Here is a 22,735-nt window from a genome sequence, read left to right on the forward strand (position 1 = left end):
GGGTCGTCCGTTGTTCAGCATCACCGTCCGCGATCACCTGATGATCGCCCACAGCTTCCGTGGCGAGGTCTTCGGGCCCGCGCAACGCCTGCACGGGGCGACGTTCCTGGTGGACGCCACGTTTCGCCGGGCCGAGCTGGACGACGACAACATCGTCGTCGACATCGGTCTGGCCACGCAGGAACTCGGCGCCGTCGTGAGCGCGCTGAACTACCGCAACCTCGACAACGAACCGGACTTCAAGAACACCAACACCTCGACGGAGTTCCTGGCCAAGGTCATCGCCGACCGTCTCGCCGAGCGCGTGCACGCGGGGGCCCTCGGCGAGGGCGCCCAAGGCCTCGCGGGCATCACGGTCACCCTGCACGAGTCGCACATCGCCTGGGCGAGTTACGAGCGTGCACTGTGACCGACACGACCATGGACCAGGCGTCCCCGAAGACCGGTCAGGTGTCTCCCAAGACCGGTCAGGTGTCCCCGAAGACCGGCCCGGCGGCTCCGAAGACCGGCCCGGCGTCCGCGAACGGCGACCAGGCTTCCCTGAACTACGTGCCCGTGCAGCACACGGCTCTCAAGAACGCCGAGATCATCCCCATGTCCCTGCGCTCCGTGCACTTCGTGATGCCGGGCGGTGTCGACGACGCGTCCGCGCCGAGCGGCGGCAACGCCTACGACCGGCGGCTCTGCCTCGACCTGCCCGGCTTCGGCTGGCAGGTCCACAAGCACGCCGTCGCGGGCAGCTGGCCCCGGCCGTCGGCTTCCGCCCGTGCGGAGCTGGCTCGTACGCTCAGCGAGTTCCCGGACGACGCGGTCGTCCTCCTCGACGGGCTGGTCGCCTGCGGCGTCCCCGAGATCGTCGTCCCCGAGGCCGAACGGCTGCGTCTCGCCGTCCTGGTGCACCTGCCGCTCGGCGACGAGACCGGGCTCGCGCCCGCCGTGGCCGCCGAGCTGGACGCGAAGGAACGGGCGACGCTGCGGGCGGTGTCCGCCGTCGTCGCCACCAGCGACTGGGCCGTCCGCCGGCTGGTCGCCCACCACGGGCTCGCCCCGGAACGGGTCCATGTCGCCGCCCCGGGCGCCGACATCGCGCCCCTCGCCTCCGGCACCGACGGTGTCTCCCGGCTGCTGTGCGTCGCCGCGGTCACCCCGCGCAAGGGCCAGCACCGGCTGATCGAGGCCCTCGCCACCGTCACCGACCTGCCCTGGAGCTGCGTCTGCGTCGGCGGACTCACCCAGGACCCGGCGTACGTGGCCCAGCTGCGCGCCCTGATCGGGAAGTACGGGCTCGGCGACCGGCTGCACCTCGCCGGACCGCAGGCGGGCGCGGAACTCGACGCGAGCTACGCGGCGGCCGATCTCATGGTCCTCACCTCCTACGCCGAGACGTACGGCATGGCCGTCACCGAGGCACTCGCGCGCGGGATCCCGGTGCTGGCGACCGATGTCGGCGGTCTCCCCGAGGCGGTCGGGCGCGCGCCCGACGGCGGGGTCCCCGGCATCCTCGTACCCCCGGAGAACCCGGCGGCGCTCGCCGCGGAACTGCGCGGCTGGTTCGGCGAGGCCGATGTGCGCCGCCGGCTGAAGGCCGCCGCGCGCAGTCGCCGGGCCGCGCTGGACGGCTGGGCGACCACCGCCCGCAGCCTGGCCGGTGTGCTGGGACGTCTTCCGCAGCAGCCTCGGAGGGCGGCATGAGTATGACTGCGACTCCGTCGGGAGTTCCGGAACAGGGCGTGTCGGAGGTGGGCGTGCAGGGTGGTGTGTCCGGGGTTCCGGGGCAGCGCGCGAGCGCGCCCGACGACGACGTGCCCCGCTACGCCCCTCAGTGGCTCCAGCTGCGGGAGCCGGCGGACGCCGCCGCACGAGCGCCCGAACTGCTCGACCCGCTGCGCATCCGGCTGGCGAACCGGCCGGGCCGCGGCGGCGACCTGGTGATCCACGACCTCGGCTGCGGCACCGGCTCCATGGGCCGCTGGCTCGCCCCCCGGCTCGACGGCGCCCAGCACTGGGTCCTGCACGACCGGGACCCGTATCTGCTGCACTTCGCGACCGTGGGCGCACCGCACGCGGCCGCCGACGGCAGCCGGGTCACGGTCACCACCCAGCGCGGTGACATCGGCCGGCTGACCGCGGACGCGCTGACCGGGGCGTCACTGGTGACGGCGTCCGCCCTGCTCGACGTGCTGACCCGCGAGGAGATCGACCGGCTCGCGGCGGCCTGCGCGGGCGCCGGGGTGCCGGCCCTGCTCACGCTCTCCGTCGTGGGGCGCGTCGAGTTCACGCCGGCCGATCCGCTGGACGCCGAGTTCATCGAGGCGTTCAACGCCCACCAGCGGCGCGGGGAACTGCTCGGCCCCGACGCGATCACGGCGGCCTGCGAGGCCTTCGACCGGCACGGCGCGACGGTACGGGTGCATCCGAGCCCCTGGCGGCTCGGCGCCGACGAGGCCGATCTCACGGCGGAGTGGCTGCGCGGCTGGGTCGGCGCGGCCGTCGAGGAGCGGCCCGCGCTGGCCGCCCGTGCAGAGTCGTATCTGCAGTCCCGCCTCGCCGCCTGCGCCGCGGGTGAGCTGCGCGTACGGGTCCACCACAGCGACGTACTGGCGCTGCCGCGACCGACGGGCGGTGCGGCGTGAGCGCCGGGGCGGGGACGGCGGAGGCGGTCGGCGTGGACGCGGACACGGTGACGCGCACCGGTGGCGAGGCGGGTGAGCCGCGCGCCGAGGGCACGGCGAACGTGGTGTCGGCCCGCGGTGTGACGGAGCTCCTGCGTCCCCGCCCCGCCGCGGAAGCCGACCGTGGCAGACTCGCCGTCATACCGGCGCCCGGCGACGGCGGGCGGGACGCGGCCGCCGCTGTTCACACCGAGGCCGAGACGTCCACGACCCCGGCCCGGCAGGAAGCCGAAGCGACCCCCGTCCGACGCAAGAGGGGCGGGCTGCGCACGCACATCGGTTCCGTCGCCGGTGTCCTCATCCTCGGTGTGCTGCTCTGGCGGCTCGGTACCGGTGTCTTCCTGGACGGGCTGCGGCGGGTCGACGGCCCGACCCTGCTGGCAGGGCTTGGGCTCGGTCTGCTGACCACCGTGTTCAGCGCCTGGCGCTGGTGCCTGGTGGCACGTGGGCTGCGGATCCGGCTGCCGCTGGGCGGCGCCGTCGCGGACTACTACCGCGCGCTGTTCCTGAACGCGGCGCTGCCCGGCGGTGTCCTCGGCGATGTGCATCGCGCCGTACGACACGGCCAGAGCACCGGGGACGTCGGCCGCGGCGTACGCGCCGTGGTCCTCGAACGGACCGCGGGCCAGGCGGTCCTGGTGGCCGTCGGAGCGGTGGTCCTGCTCACCCTGCCGTCACCGGTCCTCACGGACGCCCGCCACCTCGCCCTGGTCCTGGCCGTCGTCTCGGTGTGCGGGGTCGTCGTGACGGCGGGCGCGGTCCGCAGGGGCAGCACTTCGTCCGGCACGTCCGGCTCGTCCCGGCGCTACGGAGCCGTCCGCGCCGCGCTCACCGAGGCGCGCGGCGCGCTGCTCGCCCGCGGCAACTGGCCGGGCGTGCTCATCTCGTCGGTCGTGGTGCTGGCGGGACATCTGGCGATGTTCCTGCTCGCCGCCCGCGTCGCCGGATCCCACGCCTCCGCCGCCGTACTGCTGCCGCTGGCTCTGCTGGCCCTGCTCGCCATGGGCCTGCCGCTGAACATCGGCGGCTGGGGCCCCAGGGAAGGCGTCATGGCCTGGGCCTTCGGCGCCGCCGGGCTGGGCGCCGGCATGGGCCTGAGCGTCGCGGTGATCTACGGAGTGCTCAGCTTCGCCGCCGCGCTGCCCGGCGTCGTGGTCCTGGTCGTCCGGTGGTTCGCGGCGCTGCGGCGCCCCCGGCAGGAGAACGCAGGAGGGCACGATCAATGCCGAGCGTCAGAGACCGCCGAAGTTCACACCCCGGAAGTCCCCTTGGCCGGGGCCGCGTCGGAGGCGGTGGGCAGCGTCTTTCCCGTCACCAAGGAGAAGTACGCCCCGAAGGCCTCGGTCAGCCCGGCCAGGAGCTCCTTCCCCTTCTCGGCGGACGCCTTCGAGGGACGGCCGATGACGCCGGACTCGGTATAGCCGGCCATTCCGAGGGTGAGCAGATGACGCCGGTCGTCCGCGACGAAATCAGAGGTCTCGTAACCGGGCCGGACCAATTCAGGATGCGTGTGCAGAAGAATGGAGGTCTCGATTTCGCCGGCGTGCATGTCGGTGAGCAACGAGGTCTCCACGCCTGCCCGTTCCAGCGCCGCCTCCCAGTCCTCCATGGCCGGGAAAAGCGCCATACGCGTACCGGTGCCGACGGATTCCTGAACCACATTGCCCAGCACGTAATTCCCGCCGTGCCCGTTGACCAGCACCAGGGTGTCGACGCCGGAATGGCGCAGCGATGCGGCTATGTCCCGTACCACGGCGTGGAGCGTGACGGCGGAAATGCTGACGGTACCCGGCCAGGCCGCGTGCTCGTGCGAGCAGGAGATCGTCACCGGAGGGAGGAGATGGACCGGATGAGCGGCGGCGATCCGTTCCGCGACGGCGCACGCGACCAGGGTGTCCGTCGCCAACGGAAGATAGGCACCGTGCTGTTCGAAACTCCCGACGGGAAGCACGGCGACCTCACGGGCGACACCGGCCCCCCGCTCGCGCACATCCTCCGTGGTGTCCGCCGGCAACAGACCGGATACCGCCGAGCGCGTTCCCGAACCACTCATGTTTCACGGCCTTTCGACTCTGCTTTCGACTCTGCTTAGGAACCAGATCATGACAGATAACTTTGGAGTACTCGCCGGGACCGCACGCCTCACAGGTGTCGAACGAGTCGTCAATGCCCCTTTGCCCACCGTGTACGGCGACTTCCAGGCGGTCGGCTTCCTGGATCACGATCGCGGAGAGGAGCAAGTGGCCCTGGTTTACGGCGAGGTCGGCAACCTCAGCAAGAGCGGGGAAGGCGCCACGAAGGAAGGTGTCCTCACCCGGCTCCATTCGGAGTGCCTCACCGGGGACGCCTTCGGCTCCACCCACTGCGAGTGCGGCGACCAGCTCGCCGCCGCGCTGCGCGCCATCGTCGCGGAGGGCCGGGGCGTCCTCGTCTACCTCCGCGGCCACGAGGGCCGCGGCATCGGCCTGCTCGCCAAGCTGCAGGCGATGAAGCTCCAGTCGGAGGGCCTCGACACCGTCGAGGCGAACGTCGCCCTCGGCCTCCCGGTCGACGCCCGTGACTACGGGGTCGCGGCGGACATCCTGCACGACCTCGGCGTCCGCTCCGTACGCCTCCTCTCGAACAACCCGCGCAAGCGGGAGTCGCTCCAGCGCAACGGCATCAAGGTCACCGAGCAGGTCCCGCTGCTCATACCGCCGTGCCCGCAGAACATCACCTATCTGCGCACCAAACGGGAGCGCCTTGACCACTTCCTGCCGCACCTGGACGTGGTGGTCTCGCACTCCTCCTGAGCGCGGGCGCCCGAGGACGTCACCCGGAGGCGTCGGCTGTGGTGAGAGAGGTGCGCGCGGGGAAAGGTACAAGGAATGACCGACGACGTCCTGTACCTCTCCCGGGACCGGGTGACGGAGCTGTTGGACACCGATGCGGCGATCGCCTCGCAGCGCGCGGCGTTCACCGCGCTCGGTGACGGCACCGCCGAGCTCCCCGGCAAGATCATGCACCCCAGCCGATTCGACGACAGTGTCGTCTTCGCCTACCTCGCCCGGCTGTCCGCGGACACCGGGGCCGTCGCCAAGTTCGGCAGCGTCAACCCGGCCAACACGGCGGCCGGGCTGCCGACGGTGCACGCAGTGATCAACGCGCTCGATCCGGTGACCGGGCAACTCGCCGCCGTCATGGACGGTACGGCGGTCACGACCTTGCGCACCGCCGCGGCGAGCGCCGTCGCTCTCGACGCGCTGGCCACCGCCGACAGCGCGGAGCTGGGGCTTCTCGGCTCCGGCACCCAGGCCCTCGCCCACGCGCGGGCCGTCGCCCGGGTGCGGGACCTCAGGTCCGTACGGGTGTGGAGCCCTGACCCGGCCCGACGGGCGCGGGCGGCGCGGCTCCTCGCGACGGAACTCGGGGTCGCGACCAAGGCCGTCGACACGGCGGAGGAAGCCGTCGCGGGCCTGCCCATGGTCGCCGCCTGCACGCTCAGCAGCACGCCCGTCGTACGGGGCGCGTGGCTGGCGCCCGGGTGCACGGTGGTGAGCGTCGGCTCCTTCGAACCCACCCGCAGCGAGGTCGACACGGAGGTCGTACGGCGGGCGGCGGCGGTCGTGGTCGACGACCCGGAGACGGCGGCGGAGCACGCCGGACCGATCGTGGACGCGCTGCGGGACGGAGTACTCACCCGCGCCGACCTGATCCCGCTCGGCGGCGTCCTCACCGGCCGCCACCCGGCCCGCACCCACCCGGACGACATCGTCTTCTACAACAGCGTCGGGCTGGGCATCCAGGACGCCGCCGCGGCCTGGGCCGTGATCGAGGCTGCTCGTGCCCGGGAGGCGCGCCGATGACCGGGAGCGCGCGGGTCGTCGTCATCGGCGGCGGGGTCATGGGCACGAGCATCGCCTACCACCTGGCCAGGGCGGGCGTACCGGACGTGGTGCTCGTCGAGCGCGACGAACTCGCCTCCGGTTCCACCTCGCGGGCCGCGGGCGGGGTCCGGGCGCAGTTCTCCGACGAGCTGAACATCCAGCTGGGTGCCCGGAGCCTGGAGGCGTTCGCCCGTTTCGGTGAGGAGCTGGGCCTGGACATCGGGCTGCGCCGAGTCGGCTATCTGTTCCTGCTCTCCACGTCCGAGGAGGTCGCCGCCTTCGAGGACGGCGTACGGCTGCAGAACGGGCTCGGGGTGCCCAGCCGCCTGATCGACCCGGCCGAGGCGCGGCGACTGTCCCCGCTGATCACCACCGACGGGCTGCTGGCGGCGGCCTTCTCCCCGGACGACGGGCACTGCACACCCGAGTCCGTCGTCCAGGGCTACGCGGCCGGGGCCCGCCGGCACGGCGCGACCCTGCTGCGGCACCGCGAGGTCACCGGCATCGAGACCCGCGGCGACGAGATCACCGCGGTCGTCACCAGCCAGGGGCGGATCGCCACCGACACGGTCGTCTGCGCGGCCGGTGCCTGGTCGTGGGCGATCGGCGCGATGGTGGGCGTGGACCTGCCGGTGGAACCGCTGCGCCGCCAGATCGCCGTCACCGAAGCCGTCCCGGCGCTGCCGCCCGACCTCCCCATGACCATCGACTTCACCACCAGCCTCTACTTCCACACCGAGGGCCCCGGCCTTCTCCTCGGCATGTCCGACCCCGACGAGGTCCCCGGCTTCGCCACCACCACCCACGACCGCTGGATCCCCCGCCTGTCCGAGGCGATGGAGCGCCGCGCCCCGGCCCTGCTCGACCTGCGCCGGACGGGCGGCTGGGCGGGCCTGTACGAGATCACCCCGGACCACAACGCCCTGATCGGCGAGGCGCGTTCGTGCTCACGCTTCCTGTACGCGACCGGGTTCTCGGGCCACGGCTTCCTCCAGGGGCCGGCGGTCGGCGAGGTGATCCGTGATCTGTACCTGGGCCGCGTACCCTTCGTCGACATCAGCCCCCTGAGCGTCGAGCGCTTCACCGCCGACGCCCCGCGCCCGGAGGTCAACCTCGTATGACCGAGCTCCACTTGTGGCTGCGCCACGAGATCCGTACGACCGAACGGCGTACCCCGATCGTGCCCTCGGACGCCCGACGGCTCGTCGAGAGCGGCGTGACGCTCACGGTCGAGGAGTCGCCCCAGCGGGTCTTCCCCATCGAGGCGTACGAGGACGCCGGGTGCCGGGTCGCGAAGGCGGGCTCCTGGGTGTCGGCGCCGCCGGACGCGGTCGTCGTGGGCCTGAAGGAACTCCCGGACGGGCCACCCGAACTGACCCACCGCCATGTCTTCTTCGGGCATGCCTACAAGCGGCAGCCCGGGGCAGCCGCTCTGCTCCACAGGTTCATCGCCGGGGGCGGAGCCCTGCTGGACATCGAGTACCTGGTGCACGACGACGGGCGCAGGCTCGCCGCGTTCGGCTACTGGGCCGGATACCTGGGCGCCGCCCTGGCGGTGCTGCACCACCGGGGCAGCCTCAAGGCCCCTTTGCGGCCCACGTCGAAGGAGGAGCTGGACGCCGAACTGGCTTCAGAGAAGAGGGAGTTGCGAGCCCTCGTCATCGGCGCGCTCGGCCGCAGCGGCCGGGGCGCCCGCGTGGCGCTGGGGGTGGCCGGGGTCGAACCCACCTGCTGGGACCTCGCCGAGACCCGTGAGCTGGACCGACCGGCTCTGCTGGCACACGAGTTGATGGTCAACACCGTGCTGACCACCCGGCCGATCCCGCCCTTCCTCACGGACAGGGACCTCGACGAGCCCGGCCGCCGGCTGCGCACGCTGTGCGACGTCACGTGCGACGTCGGCTCCCCCCTGAACGTGCTGCCGATCTACGACACCACGACGGACTGGACGCACCCCGCCCGCCGCATCCGCGACCGGCCCGCCCTCGACCTGATCGCCATCGACAATCTGCCGTCGCTGCTGCCGCTGGAGGCGAGCGTCGACTTCTCGGCGTCGCTGCTGCCCCAGCTGCTGGAGTTCGGGGTCGGCGGTCCGTGGGGGCGCTGCCTGGACCGCTTCCACGAGGCGTGCCGCGCCCTCGAAGCCGAGGAAGCAGAGGAAGACGCGAAGACAGAAGAAGGGGAGTCGCGTGATGTCTGAGGTGACGGCCGCGAGCGGCACCGTCCACTGGATCGGCGCGGGCCTGTCCACCGGCAGCGGTCTCGCCGCGACCTGCGACGCCGCCGACCGCGTACTCCTGTGGCACCGCACCGAAGAGCGCGCCGCGCGCAGCCTGGAGGCGCTGGGCCTGACCGGGCGGGCCGAGCCCCGCGCGTACACCCTGGAGGCGCTCGCCGCCGAGCTCGCCCCCGGAGACGTCGTCGTCTCCATGCTGCCCGCACCCGAACACGCCCCGCTGCTCGGCGTCTGCGTCGAGCGCGGCGCCCACTTCGCCTGCTCCAGCTATGTGTCGGACGCGGTCCTCGACCAGGTGCCCGCGGCCGAGGCGGCGGGAGTGGTCGTACTGACCGAGTGCGGGCTCGACCCGGGCATCGACCACCTCTTCGCGCACAGTCTGATCGCCCGGGCCGAGGCCGAGATCGGCGCCGAGTCGGCCGCCTCGTACCGCCTCACCTCGTACTGCGGCGGCATCCCCGCCGTGCCCAACGACTTCAAGTACCGCTTCAGCTGGGCACCCGCGGGCGTGCTCAACGCTCTCCGCTCGCCCGCCCGTTATGTCGAGGACGGCACCGAGACCACCGCCGACCGCCCCTGGGAGGCCACCCGCCCCCACCTGATCGACGGCGAGGCCTTCGAGGTCTACCCCAACCGCGACAGCGTGCCCTTCGTCGAGCAGTACGGACTTCCCGGCACCTGGAAGCCGGAGACCTTCGTGCGCGGCACCCTGCGCCTCGACGGCTGGCTGCGGGCCTGGGACGCGGTCTTCGAGGAGCTGAAGGCGGGCGACGACCGGCGGATCACCGCCCTCGCCCAGGAACTGGCGAAGACCTATCCGACCACCGACGCGGACCGTGACCGGGTCGTCCTCGCCGTCTCCCTCGACGTCCGCGGCGGCTCCGGCGCGGCCTGGTCGGGGCGCTACCTCCTCGACCTCGTAGGCACCGCCGAGGAGAGCGCCATGGCCCGCTGTGTCTCCCGCACGCTCGCCCTCGGAGTCCGCCACATCCTGGACGGTTCGCTTCCGTCAGGCCTCGGCCGCGCCGCGGAGACGGCGCGGCGGTCCGAGCAATGGCTGGCCGAACTCGCCCGGGAGGGAGTGCCCTTCACCCTGCGCGCGGGGTAGCCGGGCTCAGTCGAGCACCGCCTCGTGCACGAGCCGCTTGAGCTCGGGATAGATCGAGTGGGACGAGGTCGGGCGGACCTGGGTGTAGAACTGCACGGTCAGGTCGTGGCGCGGGTCGACCCAGAAGGTCGTACTGGCGACCCCGCTCCAGCCGAACGCGCCCTCGCTGGACGGCGACCGGGTGATCTCGGGGTCCACCACGACGGAGACCCCGAGCCCGAAGCCGAGCCCCGCGTTGCCGGGTTCCCGGTGCAGCGCGCTGCCGAAGGTGCGGCGGTCGGCCCCGCCAGGGAGGTGGTTGGCGGCCATCGTGTCCACGGTCTCCGGCTTCAGCAGCCGGGCCCCGTCGAGTTCGCCGCGACGGCGGAGCATCTCCATGAAGCGGTGGTAGTCGTACGCGGAGGCCACCATGCCGCCGCTGCCGGAGAGGAAGCGCGGGCGGCCGTGCAGAGGGAGCCCGGCGATCGGGGTGATGCGGCCCTCGGCGTCCTCCCCGTAGAGCTCGGCGAGCCGCCCGGCCTGCTCGTCGGTGACGCAGAACCCGGCGTCCGCCATGCCCAGCGGCCCGAAGATCCGCTCGGCGAGGAACTCGTCGAGGTCCTGCCCCGACACCACTTCGATCAGGCGGCCGAGCACATTGGTGGAGACCGAGTAGTTCCACTCGGTGCCCGGCTCGAACTGCAGGGGCAGCCCGGCGTACACGTCGCAGGTGCCGGCCAGGTCCGAGCCCGGCGCCACCGACGACTCCAGACCGGCGTCGCGGTAGAGCGCGTCGACGGGGTGGGAGTGGTAGAAGCCGAAGGTCAGACCCGAGGTGTGGGTCAACAGGTGCCGGATCAGGAGGGGTTGCTCGGCCGGGCGGGTCTTCATGCCGGCGCCGGACCCGCTGACGTACACCCGGGGATCGGCGAAGGCCGGAAGGAAACGGGCGACGGGGTCGTCGAGCCGGAGGCGTCCCTCCTCCAGGAGCATCAGCGCGGCGACCGAGGTGACCGGCTTCGTCATCGAGTAGATCCGCCACAAGGTGTCGGGCTCGACGGGGAGTCGGGCCTCGAGGTCGCGGTGGCCGTACGTGGTGAGGTGCGCGACCCGGCCGTGCCGGGACACGGACACGAGGTAACCGGGCAGCCGGAGGTCGTCGACCAGATGGGAGAAGTGCTGGTCCAGGCGGGCCAGCGCCTTCGGATCAAGGCCGGCCTCGCTCGGCCCGACCTCTTGTCGAAGATGTCCCATGGTTCTCCTCCGGACTGCGGCTCTCGGGCTCGCTCGCCCTCATCGTCTCGCTCGTCCTCATCGTCTCGTACGGACTTCGCAAGCGGCGTCGGTGGGTGGGTGACCGGCGGGTCGCCGCTCGGCGACCGGTGCGTCGCCGCGGCCCGGGAGCCGCAGCGCCGACAGCGCGCCGACCGCCGTGAGGGCCGCGAGGACGGACAGCGCGGGGCCCATGTCGACACCGGCCAGGCCGACCAGCGTGGTCGCGACGGCCACCCCCACCGTCGGTCCGATGTTCATCGCGGTCTGCTGGAGCCCGCCCGCCACCCCGGCCGACCCGGCGGACGCGGACCGCACGACGACGGCCGTCGCGCTCACCATCACCGCGACGAACCCCGCGCCCAGGAGCAGGAATCCGGCGCCGATCGCCAGGTCCGTCGAGGCGCGGTCGAGCCGGGACAGCAGCAGGACGCCGAGGAGGATCAGCAGCATCGCGGTGCCGGTCGTGCGGCGCGGGCCGTAGCGGCGCAGCAGTACGGCCGAGACCGGCGCGCCCAGCACCATCATCACGGCCAGCGGGAGCGCGCGCAGACTGCTCTGAAGCGGGTCGAGGCCGAGCACGTCCTGTAGGTAGTAGGTGCTGACGAAGAGCGTGCCGAACAGCGCCGCCGAGGCGCACACGAGGGTGCCGAGCGCCGCGCCGACCGTGGGGGAGCCGAGCAGGCCGGGCGGCACCAGCGGGCTCGCCGCGCGCCGTTCGTGCCGTACGAACGCGGCCGCCGCGGCCGTCGCCACGAGCGGCCCGAGCACGGTCGCCGTGGGCCGGCCCGTCTGCGGCAGCACGACGAGCGTGTGCACGAGGGCGACCAGGGCCACCGCGAGCAGCGCCGCGCCGGGCACGTCGAGTCCGGCCGCCGAGCCTGTGCCCCGGGGCGCGTCCCGGACGGTCAGGGCCAGGGCGGCCATGACGAGCGCGGGTACGACGTTCAGGAAGAAGACGGCCCGCCAGCCCAGCTGGGTGACCAGCGCCCCGCCGAGGAGGGGACCCGCGGCGGCCGCGAGACCGATGGCACTGGTGCGCAGCGCGATGGGCATGCCGAGCCGGTCGGGCGGGTAGGCCGCGCGCAGCATCCCGAGCGTGGCGGGCTGCGACAGTGCGCCGAAGACCCCCTGGGCGAACCGCAGTCCGATCACCCAGCCGATGCCGGGCGCCAGGCCGATCCCCGCCGACGCCGCCCCGAACCCCACCATCCCCACGGCGAAGACCAGTTGGTGGCCGTACCGGTCCCCGAGGCGCCCCGCGAACACCAACAGGCCGGCCACGGCGATGAGATAGCCGGTACTGGTCCACTGCACCTGCGCGAACGACGCGTCCAGGTCGCGCCGCAGCGTGGGCTGAGCGACCGTGAGGACGGTTCCGTCCAGTGCGACGATCACGGCCCCGACGACGCTGTTGGTCAGCGTGAGACGGCGCCGCGCCGAGGGGTTCACCGCTCCTCCGGCCCGAGGTGCGCGTCCAGCGCGGCATCCAACAGGGGTTCGAAGTCGGCGGCTCCCGTGGCGAGTTGGAGACTGCCCCAGCCCCACAGCTGGGCGATCCCGTGCAGATTCGCCCACAGGGCGCTCGCGACGAGTGTGGCGTCGGCCGCGGGGCGCGCCCGGCCGACCAGGTCCACCAGGACGCCGAACAGCGGCAGGCTGGTCTCCCGGAGTCCCAGGCGCCCACTCTCCAGAAGATCATGACGGAACATCAGCTCATACATTCCGGGCTGAGTGAAGGCGAAGTCGAGGTAGACCCTCCCCAGCGTCGCCAACTGGGCGCGGGGACTCGTCCCTTCGTCGCCCAGCGCCTCCGTCGCCCGGGCCCCCAGGTCGGCGAAGCCCCGGCGCGCGATGGCGGAGAGCAGTTCCAGATGGGTCGGGAAGTAGCGGCGCGGGGCACCGTGGGAGACGCCCGCGCGACGGGCGATCTCCCGCAGGGTCAGAACCTGCGCGCCCTGCGTGGTCACCAGGTCCACGCCCACCTCGATCAACCGGGCCCGCAGCCCCGTCTCCGCTTCACTCATGGACAGTGTCTACCAGTTCTCGTAGACACTGTCTACCTAGTGGTAGACAGTGTCTACGAGGCGGGAATGGCCATGCGCCCACCGGGGTTGAGCGATACATGACTCAGGACGCGACGCAGGACACACTGCTCAAGCTGCTCTCCGAGTACGACGGCGGGGTGCTGGTCACCCTCAAGAAGGACGGCCGGCCCCAGCTGTCCAACGTGAACCACGCCTACGATCCCGCCGAGCGAATCGTCCGGGTCTCGATCACGGACGATCGCGCCAAGACCCGCAATCTGCGCCGGGACCCGCGGGCCTCCTACCACGTGACGGCCGAGGACCGTTGGGCGTACACGGTCGCCGAGGGCACCGCCGAGCTCACCCCCGTCGCCCGGGACCCCCACGACGAGACCGTCGAGGAGTTGGTGCGGCTCTACCGGGCCGTCCGGGGCGAGCACCCCGACTGGGACGACTACCGGGCCGCGATGGTCAGCGACGGCCGACTCGTCCTACGGCTCCACGTGGAGCGCGCGTACGGCATCCCCCGCGGACGCTGAGCCCGCTCCCTCGTCGCTGCGGGCCTCGATCGCGCGGAGCACGGCCACCATGTCGGACCCGCCGTGGCCCTGAGCCACGGTCTCGCCGAAAAGGGCGTGGCAGACGTCGAGCAGGGGTGAGGCCAGCCCCGCTCGGCGGGCGGCCCCGGCGATCAGCTCGTTGTTCATCAGGACGTCACGGGCCGCGGCCTGCACGGCGAAGTCGCGGTCCCGCAGCTTCGGGGCCTTCATCCGGGAGACGCCGCTGGCCATCGGACCGGCGTCCAGCACCTCCAGGAAGAGCTTGCGGTCCAGGCCCTGCCGTTCGGCGAAGTGGAACGCCTCGCTGAGGCCGGTCACCAGGGTGATCAGGAACAGGTTCACGGACAACTTCATCAACAGGGCGTTGGGCACCGGCCCGCAGTCGAAGCTCTCGTGACACATCGGGCCGAGCAGCGGTCGTACCTCCTCGACGGCCGCGGGATCCCCGGCGAGCATCGCCACCAGCCGCCCGGCCTCCGCCGGGACCCGCGACCCGGAGACCGGGGCCTCGACGTACCGACCGCCCGCCGCGCGTACCTCGGCCTCCAGGCCGCGTGAGTACTCGGGGGACGTCGTGCCCATGGGGACGACGGTGCGGCCCTCGACGCGCGTGGCGAAGTCCGCGGTTCCGCGGCCCAGGACGGAGTCCGTCACGGAGCCGTTCGCCGGCATCAGGAAGACGACACGGGAGCGCGCGAAGACCTCGACCGGGTCCGCGGCCACCTCCGCTCCCGCGGCGCGCAACGGCTCGGTCCTCGCGGCGGTGCGGTTCCAGACGACCAGCGGGGTGCCCGCCCTGGCGAGGTTGAGCGCCATGGGCTGTCCCATGACACCGAGGCCGATGAACCCCACGGAGCCGATGAATCCCACGGACACGACACACCACCGTCTCTGCCGGCACCCCTGTCGGGCCGCCGTCGCCGCCTATGACCGCTGTCATGATAGCCAGCCCTATGACAGCGGTCATAGTGGGTAGTGTGCCTACGTCAGTCCTGGTGGGAGGTCGATGATGACGGTTTCCGAGCGGGGGCCGCGCGAGCGGATGGTGTTCAGCGCGGCACAGCTCATCCGGCGCGACGGGGTCACCGCGACGGGCATGCGCGAGGTCGCCGCGCATGCGCGGGCGCCGCGCGGATCGCTCCAGCACTACTTCCCGGGCGGCAAGGAGCAGTTGGTCAACGAGGCCGTGGACTGGGCGGGCGGCTACGCGGGCAAGCGCGTCGCCCGCTTCCTCGCGGCGCTGAACGAACCGACGCCGAGCGGTCTGTTCGCGGCGATGGTGCGGCAGTGGACCGACGAGTTCCAGGAGGCCGGATTCGCCTCCGGCTGCCCCGTCGCGGCAGCGACCGTGGACTGCGCGGAGTCCACCGAGTCCACCAGGACCGCTGCCGCCGCCGCGTTCGCCCGCTGGAACGGCCCGGTGGCCGAGGCCCTGACGGACATGGGTGTACCGGCCGAACGGGCCGAACCGCTGGCCACGCTCATGATCAGTGCCCTGGAGGGGGCACTCCTGATCGCCAGAGCCGAACGGGACGTACGGGCCCTGACCGCGGTGACCCACGAACTCGGTCCCCTGCTGGACGGGGCTCGAACGGTGAGCCGAGGGTCGATGGGGTCTCCGCGCACACCGGCCGCCCCTGAACCCGGCCGGGGTGCGCGGAGTGGCTCTGTGTGACCGCGCTGTTTCTTTCCGCTTGTTCCGCCGCCGATGTTCTTGCCGAAAACGTCGGCTGTCAACTCCGCCCCGACCGCACCGGCCCGAGAACGGCCACGTCCCCGGCAGTCTGAGGCTGCCGGGGACGCGGGTGACCGGGGTGCGGAGCGCGCGGTCGGGGGTTCAGGCGGTCACGGTCTCGCGCTTCGCGGCGTCTTGGGGCACCCGCTCGCCCAGCTCCTCCGTCGGCACCGTGTGCGTCTCGCGGGCGGTCAGCGCGGCGATCACCGGCGGGACGCACAGCGCCGCGGTGAACAGCGCCACGGACGACCAGTCGTCGCCGCCCGGGCCCGCGATCTGCGCGGCGAAGGTGACCGCGAACCCGGCGACGGCGAAGCCGATCTGCGTGCCGATCGCCATACCGGAGAGCCGGACGCGGGTGGAGAACATCTCGCCGTAGAAGGACGGCCAGACACCGTTGGCCGCGCTGTACACGACACCGAAGGCGAGGATGCCGAAGAGGAGGACGAGGGGGTACGAGCCGGTGGATATGGCCCACAGGTAGGCGAACATCAGCACGGCGCTGCCCGCGGCGCCGATCAGATAGACCGGACGGCGGCCGATACGGTCGGAGAGCGTGGCCCAGGCGGGGATCGCACCGAGGGCGACGACGTTGGCGAGCGCGCCCACCCACAGCATCTGCGTGCGCGACAGCCCGACCGAGTCGCTCGTGCCGTACGCCAGCGCCCACACCGTGAAGATCGTGCTGACCGAGGCGATCAGAGCGCCCGCGACGACCCGCAGGACGTCCGCCCAGTGCTCACGCAGGAGCACGAGGAGCGGCAGTTCGGGAACGCCCTCGCTCGCGGCCTGCTGGGTGAAGGCGGGCGTCTCCTGGAGGGTGCGGCGGATGACATAGCCGACCACGGCGACCGCGACGCTCGCCCAGAACGGCACACGCCAGCCCCAGGAGAGCAGTTGGTCCTCGGGCAGCGCGGCGACCGGCAGGAACACCAGGGTCGCCAGGAGCTGGCCGCCCTGGGTGCCGCTGAGGGTGAAGCTGGTGAAGAAGCCCCGGCGGTGGGGCGGCGCGTGTTCCAACGTCATGGAGTTGGCGCTCGCCTGCTCACCGGCCGCGGAGATGCCCTGGAGGACGCGGCAGAGCACCAGCAGGACCGGGGCGAGGCCGCCGACCTGGGCGCGGGTGGGCAGACAGCCGATGAGGAACGTCGACAGGCCCATCAGGATCAGCGTGAAGACCATGATCTTCTTGCGGCCGACCCGGTCGCCGAAGTGGCCGAGGAAGAGCGCGCCGACCGGGCGGGCCGCGTACGCGACACCGAACGTGGCCAGCGAGAGGAGGGTCGCGGTGGCGGGGTCCGACTCGTCGAAGAAGACCTTCGGGAAGATCAGGGCGGCGGCGCTGCCGTAGATGAAGAAGTCGTAGTACTCCAGGGCGCTGCCGATCCAGGCGGCCATGGCGGCCTTCCGGGGCTGGCCGGGTGGCGCGTCGAGCGGGACGGCGGGGACAGACACGGCGTGCTCCTTCGAGGGAACTCCGGGGACGGGAGTGGCGGAGGGGAGAGGTGCCGGGGCCCTGGGGGTGTACGGGTCGGCCGTGCCGGATGCGACGAGTCTGCTTGAGGGTAGGGAGTCTGCTCAACGTCGCGCGTCCGGCTAATTAACCCACTGGATAGTTAGTAGCTGATGGCTACGGATGTTGCGCCCACGTTTCCCGGGTGTCAAGAGGTCGTACTGAAGGATCTTTCCCGGCCGTGCCCCGCCCCGGCCCCGGAGCGGGGCGGGGCACGGGGTGCCGCTGCTCCGGTTCTCAGTCCTGGGTGCGGTCCGCCGTCAGATAGGCGATGACCATGTCGCCGAGCATGGTCCGGTAGTGCTCCCGCTGGTCAGGGGCGACCAGGTCACGGCCGAAGAGGGCGCCGAAGGTATGCCGGTTGGAGACCCGGAAGAAGCAGAACGAGCTGATCATCGCGTGCAGGTCCACGGCGTCGACGTCGGCCGTGAACAGCCCCGACCTCCGGCCGGTCTCCAGGATCCGGCGGATCACCTCCAGCGCGGGCGAACCGATCTTCCCGAGCTCCTCGGACGCGGCTATGTGCTCGGCCTCGTGGATGTTCTCGATGCTGACCAGCCGGATGAAGTCCGGGTGCGCCTCATGGTGGTCGAAGGTCAGCTCGGCGAGCCTGCGGATGGCCGCGACCGGGTCCAAGTGCTCGACGTCCAGCTCCTGTTCGGCCATCCGGATCACCGAATACGCACGCTCAAGAACGGCCGTGAACAGCTGCTCCTTGCCGCCGAAGTAGTAATAGATCATCCGCTTGGTCGTGCGGGTGCGGGCGGCGATCTCGTCGACGCGGGCACCGGCGAAGCCGGCCCGCGAGAACTCCTGGGTCGCCACGTCGAGAATCTCGGCCTTGGTCCGGGCGGCGTCGCGGATGCGCCCGACGGGCCGTGGAGGTTCTTCGACGCTGGTCATCGGCTTCCTTCGGGCGAGGGGGTCAGTGCCCGCGATTGTAGAAGCAGGGTCTGCCGCCGTGGTCCCGAGTTCCGGGGCGGGCCTTCCCGCGAGCTCGGGATGCTGATATAGCTAACGTACTAGTTCGTACATTAGTGAGTCGCTCAGGAGGTCCGCCGTGACCATGGACACGTATCTCGTCGGCCTCATCGGTTCCGGCATCGGCCCCTCGCTCAGTCCCGCGCTGCACGAGCGGGAGGCCGACCGGCAGGGACTTCGCTATCTGTACCGGCTGATCGACATCGACGTGCTCGGCGTCGGGCCGGAGGCGGTGGGCGATCTCGTACGTGCCGCACGGGACCTCGGCTTCGACGGCCTGAACATCACGCATCCCTGCAAGCAGCTGGTCATCGACCACCTCGACGAGCTCGCTCCGCAGGCGGCGGCCCTCGGCGCGGTCAACACCGTCGTCTTCGAGGGGGGCCGCGCGGTCGGGCACAACACCGATGTCACCGGGTTCGCGGCGTCCTTCGCGCGCGGGCTGCCCGATGTCCCGCTGGAGCGGGTCGTGCAGCTGGGTGCGGGCGGGGCGGGGGCGGCGGTCGCCCACGCCGTGCTGACGCTGGGCGCGGGGCACGTCACCGTCGTGGACGCGATGCCGGACCGGGCGGCGGATCTTGCCGCCGGGCTGAACCGGCACTTCGGTGCGGGGCGGGCGGCGGCCGCGATGCCGGATGCGCTCGGGGGGCTGCTCGGCCCGGCCGACGGGGTGGTGCACGCGACGCCCACCGGGATGGCGGCCCATCCCGGGCTCCCGTTCCCTGCCGAGCTGCTGCATCCCGGGCTGTGGGTCGCCGAGGTGGTGTACCGGCCGCTGGAGACCGAGTTGCTGCGCACGGCGCGGGCGGTGGGGTGCGCGACGCTGGATGGCGGGGGCATGGCCGTGTTCCAGGCGGCGGACGCGTTTCGGCTGTTCACGGGTCGGGAGCCGGACGCTGTTCGGATGCTGGCGGACATTTCTGAGCTGGCGGGTGTGCCAGGTGCGGGTGTTGGTGGCTGAGGGCGCCTGATGGGTGGGGTGGTTCCGGTTGTGTGGCGGCCGAGGGGCGGTGGGGGTTGATCGCGCAGTTCCCCGCGCCCCTTGCGGGGCGGGTGGTTCGGGTTGTCCCGCTGGAGCGGGGCGCGCCCACGCGGCGGAGCCGCACATGCCACAGCCCCGCGCCCCTTGCGGGGCCCCTGACCGACGACTCTCGCCGTGCCTCGATGTGGAGCGATAGCCAAGGAGTATCGACGTGCGTACGTCCATTGCCACTGTCTCGCTCAGTGGGTCCCTGACCGAGAAACTCACGGCCGCGGGGCGGGCGGGGTTCGACGGGGTGGAGATCTTCGAGAACGATCTGCTCGCGAGCCCCCTCACACCCGAGGAGATCCGGGCCCGCACCGCGGACCTCGGTCTGAGCATCGACCTGTACCAGCCGATGCGGGACATCGAAGCGGTGCCCGAGGAGGAGTTCGCCCGCAATCTGCGCCGCGCCCGGCACAAGTTCGAACTCATGCGCCGCCTCGGCACCGACACGGTCCTGGTCTGCTCCAGCGTCTCCCCGCTCGCCGTGGACGACGACGCGCTCGCGGCCGACCAGCTGCGCCGGCTCGCGGACCTCGCACAGGACTTCGGCATCCGCGTCGCCTACGAGGCGCTCGCGTGGGGCCGCCATGTGAGTACGTTCGACCACGCCTGGAGCATCGTCGAAGCCGCGGACCACCCCGCCCTCGGCACCTGCCTGGACAGCTTCCACATCCTCGCCCGCGGCGGCGACCCCAAGGGCATCGAGGACATCCCCGGCGAGAAGATCTTCTTCCTGCAACTCGCCGACGCCCCTCTGATGGCGATGGACGTCCTGCAATGGAGTCGCCACTACCGTTGCTTCCCGGGCCAGGGCGGCTTCGACATCGCGGGGTTCCTCGGACACGTCCTGCGGGCCGGATACCGCGGACCGCTCTCCCTCGAGGTCTTCAACGACGTCTTCCGGCAGGCCGAGGCCGGGCCGACCGCCGTGGACGCGCGCCGCTCCCTCCTCGTCCTCCAGGAAGCGACGGGACTCGCGGCCCCGCCCGCGCCCGTGGTGCCGACCGGTGTCGCCTTCGCCGAGCTCGTCACCCCCGATGTCGAACCCGTCACCGCGCTCCTCGGCGCCCTCGGCTTCACCCGCAGAGCCAGGCACCGCAGCAAGCCGGTCGACCTCTGGCAGCAGGGCGAGGCCCGTGTCCTCGTCAACACCGGTCCGGCCGCCCGGCGCGACGGCACCTCCCTCGCCGCCGTCGGCCTGGAGTCCCCGGACCCGGCCGCCGCGGCCCGGCGCGCCGAATCCCTCCTCGCCCCGGTTCTGCCCCGCCGCCGTGCCCCCGAGGACGCACCGTTGGACGCGGTGGCCGCCCCCGACGGCACCGAACTCTTCTTCTGCGTCACGGATCGCTCCGGGCATCCCGAACTCGCGAGCTGGACGGGCGACTTCGTGCCGGTCCCGCACGAACGACTCCCGCAGCACGTGGCCCGTATCGACCACCTGGCCCTCACCCAGCCCTGGCACCAGTTCGACGAGGCGGCCCTCTTCCACCGCAGTGTGCTCGGGCTGAGCGCACACGACAGCGTCGATGTCGCCGATCCGTACGGGCTGCACCGCAGCCGCGCGGTCACCAACGCCGACGGCAGCGTCCGTATCGCCCTCGGCGTCGGGCCGGCCCCCACCGACGAGGGCGCCCGCGCCCAGCACATCGCCCTCGCCTCGGACGACGTGGTCACCGCGGCCCGCCGCTTCCGCGAGGCCGGCGGCCGACTGCTGGCGATGCCCGCGAACTACTACGACGACCTCGCCGCACGGTATGAGTTCGCCGACGGCGAGCTGGCGGCGTACCGCGAACTCGGCATCCTCTACGACCGTGACGCCGAGGGCGAGTTCCGCCACTGCTACACCGAGACGGTCGGCCGTGTCTTCTTCGAACTCGTCCAGCGCGACGGCGGTTACCGGGGCTACGGAGCGCAGAACGCCCCCGTGCGGCTGGCCGCGCAGCACCTGCCGCGCCGACCGGGGCGGTGACGCTTCAGCCGTGTGCCGCCGCCGCTCGTCCGCGTCCCGGGCGGCGCATATTACCCGTCAGTTGACATTGAAACGTCCATGGCCACCGCTATCATCACACCACCCGCGGAACACCTCTGCGGAGCGACCGTCGGCCGATGACAGCGGCAGCACGGTATCGCCCCCAGTCTGCTGCCCAGGACGTGGAGCAATCGGCCTCCGGCTCCGAGGCCGGTTTCAGTGCTTCACGTTCTGAGAGGGAGCCCATGCCGGGAGACCGCTTCACCCCCGACTTCGACCCCGACTACGGGGACGCGCCCCTCTCCACCGCACGCAAGGACATCGCCAACGGGCGCTGGCAGGGCCTGCGGGATCTGCTGCGGGTGACCGGCCCCGCGTGGTCCGTGCGCGCCCACCGGATCCGGTTGCTCGCGCCCGCGTGCGCGGGCAACTCGGCGGTCGAGTCCTGGCTCGCCGCGGAGCCGCGCAGCGCCGACGCCCTGGTACTGCGGGCCGCGACCGAGGTGGCCAGGGCCTTCACCCTCGCCACCGCCGCGGGCGGGCGCGTACCCGTCGAACAGCGGCGCGTCGACCGGGCGGTACTGGCTTGTCTCCAGGGCACCGAGGCCTACCCCGAGGACCCCACACCCTGGATCTGCCTCATCTCCGTCGCCCGGCTCTATGCCGCCGGGGTGCGCCGCCAGGAACTCGGCCGCTGGTGGGACGAGTTGCACGCCCGCGACCCCTACACGATCGAGGGCCACCTCCATGTGCTGCGCTACTACTCGGCGCGCTGGCACGGCACCCACGGCCTGATGTACGACTTCGCCCGCGACGCGGCGGCCGTCGCCCCGCCGGGCTGCGCGCTGCCGGTCCTGGTGCAGTTCGCGCGTGTGGAGGAGTACCGCTTTCTCCAGGAGGAGGCGAACGGGCGGCCGGACGCGCCCGTCGACCTCGACGGGCACTGGAACCACGAAGGAGCCGTCGACGACGTACGGCACACCTGGCAGCGCTGGATATCCGCGCGCCCGGACGGCCAGCCCGCGCCGGAGGAGGTGCGCGGCCTCAACTACCTGGCGCACGCCGCCAGCTACGCGGGCCTGTCGGACCTCGCGGCCCCGCTCTTCCGGACCCTGGGGGTGCGCGCCAGCCGGATGCCCTGGTGCCGCACCGGCGACCCGGAGGCGGAGTTCGTGAAGTGGCGCAGGCGCGCGACGCGCGGCGCCTGAGCCACCTCACGTGTCCAGGCCGTCGAGGTGGCACGGCCGGGGCCGGTGAGGAACTACAGGTCGAACTCGTGCGGCGGCAGGTCGAGCGTGAAGCACGCCTCGCGCACGACGGCCTGCTCGGTCTTGTCGAAGTCGCCGTCGGCGCCGCCGATGACGATGCCGATCTGGATGACGGCGCGCGCCTCGGCCGGCTTCTTCTTCGCCTTGGCGATCTCCTGGAGGACGCTGACCTTGCCGAAGGCGAAGTCGGCGGTCAGCTTGTTCAGGTTGTCGTCGAAGCGGCGGCGCAGGTCGTCGGCGTCGAAGTTCTGCAACACCTCGTTGGTGGCGATGAGTTGCGCGACACGCTGGCGCTCGGAAGGATCGACCGTCCCGTCCGCCGCGGCGACGAGCGCGCACATCGCCATGCTCGCGTCGCGGAAGGCACCGCTCTTCAGATCGTTCTTCTTCGCCACGAGCTGGGTCTGCATCGTCGACGCGGACTCCTTGATGCGGTCCCACAGGGCCATGAGAGCTCCATACGTTGAGAGAGGCCCGGCCCGCCCCTGAGGGCGGACCGTGACCTCTTCGATTTCTACAGCA

General features: G+C 72.1%; 21 protein-coding genes and 1 pseudogene. 14 read left to right on the forward strand and 8 right to left on the reverse strand.

Annotated elements, in window-relative coordinates; translation table 11 throughout:
• Nucleotides 1-10: 10 nt before the first annotated feature.
• The 4 genes and pseudogenes from ACFZDJ_RS24660 to ACFZDJ_RS24675 form a co-directional block, all read left to right on the forward strand.
• Nucleotides 11-409 (forward strand): 6-carboxytetrahydropterin synthase, encoded by a 399-nt coding sequence (locus ACFZDJ_RS24660; RefSeq protein ID WP_060900963.1) that lies wholly within the window; start codon nucleotides 11-13, stop codon nucleotides 407-409.
• A complete protein-coding gene (locus ACFZDJ_RS24665; RefSeq protein WP_391061496.1) occupies nucleotides 406-1,692 on the forward strand; it encodes a glycosyltransferase in 1,287 nt (428 codons plus the stop codon). Before ACFZDJ_RS24660 ends, ACFZDJ_RS24665 begins: the two co-directional genes overlap by 4 nt.
• Nucleotides 1,689-2,633 carry a class I SAM-dependent methyltransferase gene (locus ACFZDJ_RS24670; RefSeq protein ID WP_391061499.1) on the forward strand — a complete coding sequence of 315 codons (945 nt, stop codon included), beginning with the start codon at nucleotides 1,689-1,691 and terminating at the stop codon, nucleotides 2,631-2,633. The genes ACFZDJ_RS24665 and ACFZDJ_RS24670 overlap by 4 nt, the downstream gene beginning before the upstream one ends.
• Before the next feature lie 347 nt (nucleotides 2,634-2,980).
• Nucleotides 2,981-3,754, forward strand: a pseudogene (locus ACFZDJ_RS24675) (lysylphosphatidylglycerol synthase domain-containing protein); the annotation flags it as partial.
• Nucleotides 3,755-3,921: 167 nt separating this feature from the next.
• Here ACFZDJ_RS24675 and ACFZDJ_RS24680 read toward each other — a convergent pair.
• Nucleotides 3,922-4,725, reverse strand: a complete 804-nt coding sequence (locus tag ACFZDJ_RS24680) for a creatininase family protein (RefSeq protein WP_168513475.1) — start codon at nucleotides 4,723-4,725, stop codon at nucleotides 3,922-3,924.
• A gap of 49 nt (nucleotides 4,726-4,774) precedes the next feature.
• Here ACFZDJ_RS24680 and ribA point away from each other — a divergent pair, with 49 nt between their 5' ends.
• The 5 genes from ribA (at nucleotide 4,775) to ACFZDJ_RS24705 (ending at nucleotide 9,882) form a co-directional block, all read left to right on the forward strand.
• A complete protein-coding gene (ribA, locus tag ACFZDJ_RS24685; protein WP_384914065.1) occupies nucleotides 4,775-5,464 on the forward strand; it encodes a GTP cyclohydrolase II in 690 nt (229 codons plus the stop codon).
• A 75-nt stretch (nucleotides 5,465-5,539) separates the two neighbouring features.
• Nucleotides 5,540-6,517 carry an ornithine cyclodeaminase family protein gene (locus ACFZDJ_RS24690; protein WP_391061502.1) on the forward strand — a complete coding sequence of 326 codons (978 nt, stop codon included), beginning with the start codon at nucleotides 5,540-5,542 and terminating at the stop codon, nucleotides 6,515-6,517.
• The gene (locus ACFZDJ_RS24695; protein WP_391061504.1) at nucleotides 6,514-7,659 is read left to right on the forward strand and encodes an FAD-dependent oxidoreductase; all 1,146 of its coding nucleotides are present in this window, start codon (nucleotides 6,514-6,516) and stop codon (nucleotides 7,657-7,659) included. The genes ACFZDJ_RS24690 and ACFZDJ_RS24695 overlap by 4 nt, the downstream gene beginning before the upstream one ends.
• Nucleotides 7,656-8,738, forward strand: a complete 1,083-nt coding sequence (locus tag ACFZDJ_RS24700; RefSeq protein WP_391061507.1) for a saccharopine dehydrogenase — start codon at nucleotides 7,656-7,658, stop codon at nucleotides 8,736-8,738. Before ACFZDJ_RS24695 ends, ACFZDJ_RS24700 begins: the two co-directional genes overlap by 4 nt.
• Nucleotides 8,731-9,882 (forward strand): saccharopine dehydrogenase C-terminal domain-containing protein, encoded by a 1,152-nt coding sequence (locus ACFZDJ_RS24705; RefSeq protein ID WP_391061510.1) that lies wholly within the window; start codon nucleotides 8,731-8,733, stop codon nucleotides 9,880-9,882. Before ACFZDJ_RS24700 ends, ACFZDJ_RS24705 begins: the two co-directional genes overlap by 8 nt.
• A 6-nt stretch (nucleotides 9,883-9,888) precedes the next feature.
• On the opposite strand, the gene ACFZDJ_RS24710 is transcribed toward ACFZDJ_RS24705, so the two are convergent.
• The 3 genes from ACFZDJ_RS24710 to ACFZDJ_RS24720 are packed head-to-tail and all read right to left on the reverse strand — an operon-like array spanning nucleotide 9,889 to nucleotide 13,160.
• The gene (locus ACFZDJ_RS24710) at nucleotides 9,889-11,115 is read right to left on the reverse strand and encodes a serine hydrolase (RefSeq protein WP_391061513.1); all 1,227 of its coding nucleotides are present in this window, start codon (nucleotides 11,113-11,115) and stop codon (nucleotides 9,889-9,891) included.
• 57 nt (nucleotides 11,116-11,172) lie between these two features.
• The gene (locus tag ACFZDJ_RS24715; protein ID WP_391061516.1) at nucleotides 11,173-12,585 is read right to left on the reverse strand and encodes an MFS transporter; all 1,413 of its coding nucleotides are present in this window, start codon (nucleotides 12,583-12,585) and stop codon (nucleotides 11,173-11,175) included.
• Nucleotides 12,582-13,160 carry a WHG domain-containing protein gene (locus ACFZDJ_RS24720; RefSeq protein ID WP_391061519.1) on the reverse strand — a complete coding sequence of 193 codons (579 nt, stop codon included), beginning with the start codon at nucleotides 13,158-13,160 and terminating at the stop codon, nucleotides 12,582-12,584. Before ACFZDJ_RS24720 ends, ACFZDJ_RS24715 begins: the two co-directional genes overlap by 4 nt.
• A 98-nt stretch (nucleotides 13,161-13,258) precedes the next feature.
• On the opposite strand from ACFZDJ_RS24720, the gene ACFZDJ_RS24725 reads away from it, so the two are divergent.
• Nucleotides 13,259-13,699, forward strand: a complete 441-nt coding sequence (locus tag ACFZDJ_RS24725) for a PPOX class F420-dependent oxidoreductase (RefSeq protein WP_364566878.1) — start codon at nucleotides 13,259-13,261, stop codon at nucleotides 13,697-13,699.
• Here the strand turns inward: ACFZDJ_RS24725 and ACFZDJ_RS24730 are convergent.
• The gene (locus ACFZDJ_RS24730) at nucleotides 13,652-14,596 is read right to left on the reverse strand and encodes an NAD(P)-binding domain-containing protein (RefSeq protein ID WP_391061522.1); all 945 of its coding nucleotides are present in this window, start codon (nucleotides 14,594-14,596) and stop codon (nucleotides 13,652-13,654) included. The two genes, ACFZDJ_RS24725 and ACFZDJ_RS24730, sit on opposite strands and share 48 nt — an antisense overlap.
• Nucleotides 14,597-14,729: 133 nt before the next feature.
• On the opposite strand from ACFZDJ_RS24730, the gene ACFZDJ_RS24735 reads away from it, so the two are divergent.
• Complete coding sequence (locus ACFZDJ_RS24735) at nucleotides 14,730-15,395, forward strand: TetR family transcriptional regulator (protein WP_390929980.1); 666 nt, start codon at nucleotides 14,730-14,732, stop codon at nucleotides 15,393-15,395.
• Nucleotides 15,396-15,557: 162 nt separating this feature from the next.
• On the opposite strand, the gene ACFZDJ_RS24740 is transcribed toward ACFZDJ_RS24735, so the two are convergent.
• Complete coding sequence (locus ACFZDJ_RS24740; RefSeq protein ID WP_390929422.1) at nucleotides 15,558-16,910, reverse strand: MFS transporter; 1,353 nt, start codon at nucleotides 16,908-16,910, stop codon at nucleotides 15,558-15,560.
• Nucleotides 16,911-17,205: 295 nt separating this feature from the next.
• Nucleotides 17,206-17,871: a TetR/AcrR family transcriptional regulator gene (locus ACFZDJ_RS24745; protein ID WP_384914094.1), complete on the reverse strand. Its 666-nt coding sequence runs from the start codon at nucleotides 17,869-17,871 to the stop codon at nucleotides 17,206-17,208.
• A gap of 163 nt (nucleotides 17,872-18,034) precedes the next feature.
• On the opposite strand from ACFZDJ_RS24745, the gene ACFZDJ_RS24750 reads away from it, so the two are divergent.
• From ACFZDJ_RS24750 to ACFZDJ_RS24760, 3 genes are all read left to right on the forward strand, one after another.
• Nucleotides 18,035-18,910, forward strand: a complete 876-nt coding sequence (locus ACFZDJ_RS24750; protein WP_391061714.1) for a shikimate dehydrogenase — start codon at nucleotides 18,035-18,037, stop codon at nucleotides 18,908-18,910.
• A 232-nt stretch (nucleotides 18,911-19,142) separates the two neighbouring features.
• A complete protein-coding gene (locus ACFZDJ_RS24755) occupies nucleotides 19,143-20,945 on the forward strand; it encodes a TIM barrel protein (RefSeq protein ID WP_391061525.1) in 1,803 nt (600 codons plus the stop codon).
• A 245-nt stretch (nucleotides 20,946-21,190) separates the two neighbouring features.
• A complete protein-coding gene (locus ACFZDJ_RS24760; protein ID WP_390929418.1) occupies nucleotides 21,191-22,153 on the forward strand; it encodes a hypothetical protein in 963 nt (320 codons plus the stop codon).
• Between the two features lie 53 nt (nucleotides 22,154-22,206).
• On the opposite strand, the gene ACFZDJ_RS24765 is transcribed toward ACFZDJ_RS24760, so the two are convergent.
• A complete protein-coding gene (locus ACFZDJ_RS24765) occupies nucleotides 22,207-22,662 on the reverse strand; it encodes a tellurite resistance TerB family protein (RefSeq protein ID WP_054234523.1) in 456 nt (151 codons plus the stop codon).
• Between the last annotated feature and the right edge of the window lie 73 nt (nucleotides 22,663-22,735).

Origin of the sequence: Streptomyces sp. NPDC007896, from assembly GCF_042959425.1 — a bacterium.
Lineage (GTDB): Bacteria > Actinomycetota > Actinomycetes > Streptomycetales > Streptomycetaceae > Streptomyces.